Here is a 6,975-nt window from a genome sequence, read left to right as displayed (position 1 = left end):
CCGCAACCCCGCAACCGGAGGAACAAAATTCCTGGTTAGAGGGGTTTTGGGCCGCTACGAGAAAAGCCCCCCTCTATCGAGGAGCTTAACGAGACTGAAAAATACGCTCAGCAGAGCGCCTTACTCAGACTCGGTCGGAGCGCAGGCCGCGCCGATGATGCCAAGCGCAGCTAGCAGGCCGAGGCCACCGGCAGCGTACTGAGCTTCGCGCGGGATGTTGCGGGTTATCGACTCAATCTGCTTCCGGGCAGGCTCAAAGCCCGGGATGTTGAACTGTGTGTTGGCAAACCCAAGGAAGGCTAACGGGATGGCGAGGGCTGCGGGGATGGCGAGACCGAGGGCAGTCGGTAGGCAGTGCTCGCCGGCAGAAGAACCGGTTCGGCTAGCAGGCTTGCTGTCTACCTTGACGGTTTCGGAGGTACCGTCGGTGTACTTCACAACGAGGTTGCCCGCAGCGTCGGTGGTCACGGATGTGATGCCGCGGCCGTCTTTGCCATCTCGACCGTCCGTTCCGTCCTTACCGTTTTCGCCGTTGCGTCCTGGGGCGCCGTTATCGCCATCGTGGCCCGGCTCGCCTTGGTCGCCCTTCGGACCGGCCAGGAGACCGAGGTTGTCGGTTGTGCCGTCGGTGTAGGTGATGATTACCTCGCCCTTGTCGTTCGTGGTCACGGATTCGATACCGCGGCCGTCCTTGCCATCAGCGCCGTCTTTACCGTCCTTACCGTCGGTACCATCCTGGCCATCAACGCCGTCAGCGCCGTCTTTACCTGGCTTGCCATCGGCGCCGACGACCTTGCCAGTGTCCTCAGTGGTGCCGTCGGTATAGGTGATGATGAGGTGGCCGTTGTCATCAACGGTGACGGACTTGATGTCGCGGGCTTCCTCCGCCGGGTCCGGCTCCTCAGCAGGGTCGCAGTCCTTGAGGTCGTCCGCAGAGCGCTTCACCGTCGCAAGGCTAAAGCCCACCTTGACCGGGTCATGGTCGGAGGAGCGGTAGGGGTTATCAGCCTCAAAGACATCGCCGCCGGTGTAGTTGCGGCGGGAGTATTCCATGGCGATGGGCTCATCGGAGTTGATGTTCCAGGTCTGCGCAGCCTGAGCATCGACGTACTCGTTAGCCAAGATGTGGTCCAGGGAACCGAGGCGGCCGGAGAACTGGTAGGAGGCCACGTCCTGCCAGTCCTCTTGCGCATTGAGCTCTTCCACCGGGATGGTGTAGCCGGCGTTGCGGAAGACAGAGATGGCATCTTCCTTGGAGTAAGCGTTCAAATCACCCATGACGAAGGTGGCCTTCTTCTGCCACTGCGGCTGCTTGGCCAGCCCATCGAGGACGGCCTGGGCGTGGGCATTGCGCACGTTCGGGTTGTTGCCCTGGCCGTCGCCGGTATCGGCATCACCGTTGGCCACCGAGCCCTTGGATTTGAAATGGTTGGTCACCACCACGAAGGAATCGGGGCCTTCAGCAGCGCACCTATCGGAAACCGACTGGAACTCCGCGGCGAGCGGGGTACGGGCGGTGCCCTTAAAGCGCTCATCCTCCAGCAGCGTTGCCTCACCCACCGGCTTAACACGGTCCTTCTTGTAGATCATGGCGGTGCGGATGACATCCGTATCGGCCGACGCGTTCGCCGGGGCCTTGACGTAATCCCACTTCTCAGAACCCGCGCGGGAGTTGAGCTCACCCACGAGGTACTTCACGGCATCGTCGTAGGAGCCACCCACGGTGTTCGCGGCGTTCTCAATCTCCGACAGGCCAATGACATCGGCATCAAGGCCCTCCAGCGCAGTGAGGATCTTGCCCTTCTGGTCGTTGAACGCGGACTCGGACCACGCACCGCGGAAGGTGGGGCTATCAGAGCCAACACCGTTGCCAAAACGGTCCTTGTAGGATTTTGCGCCGTTGTCCTCGCCCAGGTTGATGAAGAAGTTGAGCACGTTGAACGCCGCCACGGTGTAATCGCCATCCACTTGCGGGGCATCCGGGCGGGCCGGGTCCCACGTAATTGGCAGGTCCGCGGTCGCGGAGTCACCCGTAATCATCGTGGTGGGCTGGAAACGCCACTGGTCGTGACCGTAACCCAGGATGACACCGGAGTCCGCGAACTCCACCTGGTTGGTGGTGCGGATCGTCTTGACCTCCGAACCGTTCTGCATGATGTAGGGCAGCTTCGTGGATGCACCATCGCGGGAGAAGTCGCGCGTGGAGCCGTCGTCCAAGATGACGTACTTCGCCGCGTTAGCGGCCTCCATGTCCTTCTGTTCCTGGGTGCCTGGGGAGACGATGTCCGTGGGCTGACGCAGTGCCTCGGTGCCCGGCGCTAGACCGAGCTCGCCGTAGCGGTTGAGACCATAGTTATCGGTCACGGTGTGCACGCCGGGCTTGAGCAGCATGGACTCGAGCTTCTCTCGCTCTTCATCGCCTTCCGGTAGGGCATCGATGGCCAGCGGGGTGATGGGGGAGAGGGCGTCGTCAAGCGTGGAGCCGGTGCTCAGGGCAACCTGGGTTTGTCCAAAGTACTCATCAACGGTGCCGGTGACCTCGACGGACTCCCCAATTTCTGGGTAGAAGCCGGTGCCACCGGTGTAGACGAAGACCGCTTCGGAGGCCTCGGTCGGCGCGGTCTTTCCCGTGCCCGGGGACTGGATGGTGAAGCCGTTGAGGGATTTCTCGCCCTGCCACACCGCGGTGACAACGCCTTGGGTAGTGACGTTCTGGCCCTTGAACGGGGACTCCGCGCCGGTGCCCTGGATCTCCGGGATGGTGACGGCCGCGCCCGGCTCGGCCGGAGCTGGGTCCGGTTGCGGGGCGGCCCCGCCGGCGGACTTCGGCGTCGGTGCTGCAGCGCTGAAGTCGGCGGCATTGTCGTCGGTGTCGGTGCCCTTGGAATCACGCTGCGCGGAGGTGGAGTTGTTCAGGGCTTGGGCGGGGGAGCCCTCGCTAATCGACGCCTCCCCATACCCCACGAGGTCCACCTCGGCACCGGAGGCGTCGTAAAGCTTCACCGATCCTTTGGAGCCGGACAGGTTCAGGTTCCCCTCTGCATCAGGGGCAGGCAACGGCTCCCCGGTGTCGCCGCCACCGTCCTGGATGAGGAAGTAGCCCCCAGCCGGGAGGGAGCCGGATAGCTCGTGTTTTCCACCTGAGTTGCCAGAAGCGGATAGGTACTCCACGGACCAGCCAGTGAGGTCGAGGTCAGCGGAGGTGGGGTTATAAAGCTCGATGAAATCCTTAGTAAACGCCGCCCCCTTGTTGCCACCGCCACCGTAGACCTCAGAGATAACGGCGTTGGAGCCGTCCACCGCCGCACTGGCCTGGGGGACAACAATGCAGGTAGAGACAAGGGCAGCGATGGCGAGTGAGCCAATGCGTTTGAAATGCATGAGAGGTTCCTTGGATAGGTGAGAGCCGGACAATGCATCTGGTTCTACCTGGGTTTCGGGGCACGTGATACCGGAGTACAGATGGTGAGCTGCGGGTTAAGGTGGGATTCCCCAAGAATTCTTCAGCCGTTTGGTTTGAATTCATCACCCCCAAAGATTCCGAAACTTTCTCGCCGGCGGGATAGACTGGCGGGGCACCTATACTCACGCACAGTAAGGCAAAATTTTCATGGCTCGTGTAGTTGTCAATGTCATGCCCAAGGCCGAGATTTTGGACCCGCAAGGTCAGGCCGTCGTCCGCGCGCTGGGCCGCCTGGGGGTTGCTGGTGTCAGCGACGTGCGCCAGGGCAAGCGCTTTGAGATTGAAGTTGATGATTCGGTCAGTGCCGAAGAACTCGAGAAGATGGCTTCCACCCTGCTGGCCAACACCGTGATCGAGGACTACGAGGTCATCCAGTAATGAAGATCGGCGTTATTACCTTCCCTGGCACGCTTGACGACGTCGACGCGGCCCGCGCCGCCCGCACCGCCGGCGCCGAAGTCGTGTCCTTGTGGCATGCGGATGAGGACCTGCGAGGAGTGGACGCCGTCGTTGTCCCCGGTGGCTTTTCCTACGGTGACTACCTGCGCTCCGGCGCAATTTCGGCGCTGGCCCCGGTGATGCGCGCGGTCGTCGATGCCGCGAACAAGGGCATGCCGGTGCTCGGCATCTGCAATGGCTTCCAGATTCTGACGGAGGCTGGCCTGTTGCCCGGCGCCCTGACCCGTAACCAGGGCCTGCATTTCCACTGTGTTGATACCTACCTCGAGGTGGAGAACGCACAGACCTCCTGGACCAGCGAGTTTGAGCAGGGTCAGCGAATCCTGATTCCGGCGAAGCACGGCGAGGGCCGCTTCCAGGCGGATGCGGAGACCGTGGAGCGCCTGGAGGGCGAGGGCCGCGTGGTCTTCCGCTATACCGATAACTTCAACGGCTCCATCAATGGCATTGCCGGCATCACCAACGAGGCCGGCAACGTGGTGGGGCTGATGCCGCACCCGGAGCATGCCATCGATCTTCTCACCGGCCCGTCCACCGACGGTCTGGGTTTGTTTGTGTCCGCCCTCAAGGTCGTCGCTTAACCCGCGCCGACGGTTAAAGGAGAAACAATGACCGTACACAACGACACTGTCGAGCAGGCGGCCTCGCAGCCTGAGCTGGACCAGCCCTACCGCGAATTGGGCCTGAAGGATGACGAATACGCGCACATTCGCGAGATCCTGGGCCGCCGCCCGACCGACGCCGAGCTGACTATGTACTCCGTGATGTGGTCGGAGCACTGCTCTTATAAGTCCTCCAAGACGCACCTGCGCTACTTCGGCGAAACCATGACCGAGGAGATGGGCTCCAAGATCCTCGCCGGCATCGGTGAGAACGCCGGCGTGGTGGACATCGGAGACGGCAACGCGGTGACCTTCCGCGTGGAAAGCCACAACCACCCCTCCTACGTGGAGCCGCACCAGGGTGCCGCGACGGGCGTGGGTGGCATCGTCCGCGACATCATGGCGATGGGCGCTCGCCCGATTGCCGTGATGGACCAGCTGCGCTTCGGCCCGGCTGATGCGCCCGACACCAAGCGCGTTTTGCCTGGCGTTGTCGGAGGTATTTCGCACTACGGCAACTGCTTGGGTCTGCCCAACATTGGTGGCGAAACTGTTTTTGATGAGTCCTATGCCGGCAACCCGCTGGTCAACGCGTTGTGCGTGGGCACGCTGAAGGTGGACGACCTCAAGCTGGCCTTCGCCTCCGGTACCGGCAACAAGGTCATGCTCTTCGGCTCGCGCACCGGCCTCGATGGCATCGGAGGCGTGTCCGTGTTGGCCTCTGACACCTTCGAGGACGGCGCGGAGCGCAAGCTGCCAGCCGTTCAGGTGGGTGACCCGTTCGCGGAGAAGGTCCTCATCGAGTGCTGCCTGGAGCTGTACAAGTCCGGCATCGTCGTGGGCATCCAGGACTTGGGCGGCGCGGGCCTGGCCTGCGCTACCTCCGAGCTGGCCGCCGCCGGCGATGGCGGCATGGAGATCAACCTGGACAACGTCCCGCTGCGTGCGAAGAACATGACCGCCGCAGAGATTCTTGCTTCCGAGTCTCAGGAGCGCATGTGCGCCGTGGTGACCCCGGAGAACGTGGAGAAGTTCAAGGAGATCTGCGCGCGTTGGGATGTCACCTGCGCCGAGATCGGTGAGGTCACCACTGGCAAGCACCTCATCATTCGCCACCAGGGCGAGGTCGTCGTGGATGCCCCGGCCGGCACCATCGCGGACGAGGCCCCGGTCTACGACCGCCCCTATGCTCGCCCGGAGTGGCAGGATGCGCTGCAGGAGTTCAAGGGCGTGGAGAAGCAGGACCTCACCGTAGCACTGAAGAAGCTTGTGGCCTCCCCGGCGCTGTGCTCGCGTGATTTCATCACCGAGCAGTATGACCGCTACGTGCGTGGCAATACCGTGCAGTCCCACCACGCGAACGCTGGTGTGCTGCGCATCGACGAGGAGACCGGCCGCGGTATCGCGGTATCGGCCGATGCTTCTGGGCGCTACACCAAGCTGGATCCGAACATGGGTACCCGCCTGGCGTTGGCGGAGGCCTACCGCAACGTCGCCGTGACCGGTGCCCGACCGGTCGCCATCACCAACTGTCTCAACTATGGCTCCCCGGAAAACCCGGACGTGATGTGGCAGTTCCGCGAGTCCGTGCATGGGCTTGCTGACGGTGCCGTGGAACTCGGCATCCCCGTGTCCGGCGGCAACGTCTCCTTCTACAACCAGACCGGCGAGGAGCCGATCTTGCCGACGCCCGTCGTGGGCGTCCTGGGCGTTATCGATGACGTCCACAAGTCCATCGGCAACGAGCTTGGCCTCGTGGAGGAGCCGGAGGTTCTCGTGCTCCTGGGTGAGACCAAGGATGAGTTCGGCGGTTCCATCTGGCAGCAGGTGAGCGCTCACGAGCAGGGCCATGAGGCGAAGAACGGGCTCAACGGCCTGCCCCCGCAGGTGGACCTGGCTAATGAGCAGCGCCTCGCGGACTTCTTCGTGGGTAACGAGGGCTTAACTGCAGCTCACGACCTCTCTGAGGGCGGCCTTGCTGTCACCGCATTCGAGATGGCTAAGCGCAGCGGCGTAGGCCTGAGCCTGGACCTGCCCAAGGTTCACGAGGATGCCTTCGTGGCCGCCTTCTCTGAGTCCGCCTCCCGCGTGCTCGTAGCAACGACCGCTGACCGCGTCGACATGCTGCTGCAGCGCGCCGAGGAGTGCGGCGTTCCGGCCGTCGTCGTGGGCCAGACCACCGACAACGGTGAGCTGGAGCTCGGCGGCGAGTCCATCGCTGTCTCCGAGCTGCGCGAGGCCTGGGCAGCAACCCTGCCGGACCTCTTCGGCCACGCGGTGGGCGCCAACTCCGTCGTGGAGTAGACCACACATACAACACTGCAACCGGGCAGGGTTCTCGCTTATGCGAGGCCTTGCCCGTTACCTTTTTATCCTTTTATATCTTTTATATCTTCGTCATTTGACGAGCTCAGAGGTAGTCATTAATCGGCCCTTCCGGTTTTAGAGTGC

Annotated in this window: 4 protein-coding genes; 3 read left to right on the top strand and 1 reads right to left on the bottom strand. The window is 62.9% G+C overall.

Annotated elements, in window-relative coordinates:
* Positions 1–120: 120 nt before the first annotated feature.
* Entirely contained in the window at positions 121–3,381 is a 3,261-nt protein-coding gene (locus tag HMPREF2978_RS00165; protein WP_246818698.1) for an ExeM/NucH family extracellular endonuclease, read from the bottom strand.
* 229 nt (positions 3,382–3,610) lie between these two features.
* Here HMPREF2978_RS00165 and purS point away from each other — a divergent pair, with 229 nt between their 5' ends.
* The 3 genes from purS to purL are packed head-to-tail and all read left to right on the top strand — an operon-like array spanning position 3,611 to position 6,828.
* Entirely contained in the window at positions 3,611–3,841 is a 231-nt protein-coding gene (gene purS, locus HMPREF2978_RS00160) for a phosphoribosylformylglycinamidine synthase subunit PurS (RefSeq protein ID WP_070743287.1), read from the top strand.
* Positions 3,841–4,503 carry a phosphoribosylformylglycinamidine synthase subunit PurQ gene (gene purQ / locus HMPREF2978_RS00155; RefSeq protein ID WP_070522890.1) on the top strand — a complete coding sequence of 221 codons (663 nt, stop codon included), beginning with the start codon at positions 3,841–3,843 and terminating at the stop codon, positions 4,501–4,503. The genes purS and purQ overlap by 1 nt, the downstream gene beginning before the upstream one ends.
* Before the next feature lie 27 nt (positions 4,504–4,530).
* Positions 4,531–6,828, top strand: coding sequence for a phosphoribosylformylglycinamidine synthase subunit PurL (gene purL, locus HMPREF2978_RS00150; protein ID WP_070524798.1), 2,298 nt, complete (start codon positions 4,531–4,533; stop codon positions 6,826–6,828).
* Positions 6,829–6,975: the final 147 nt, after the last annotated feature.

Origin of the sequence: Corynebacterium sp. HMSC074C01 (assembly GCF_001814605.1) — a bacterium.
Classification (GTDB): Bacteria; Actinomycetota; Actinomycetes; order Mycobacteriales; family Mycobacteriaceae; genus Corynebacterium.
Note: the sequence above shows the minus strand (reverse complement) of the source record. Positions and strands in the feature narration are given on the sequence as shown.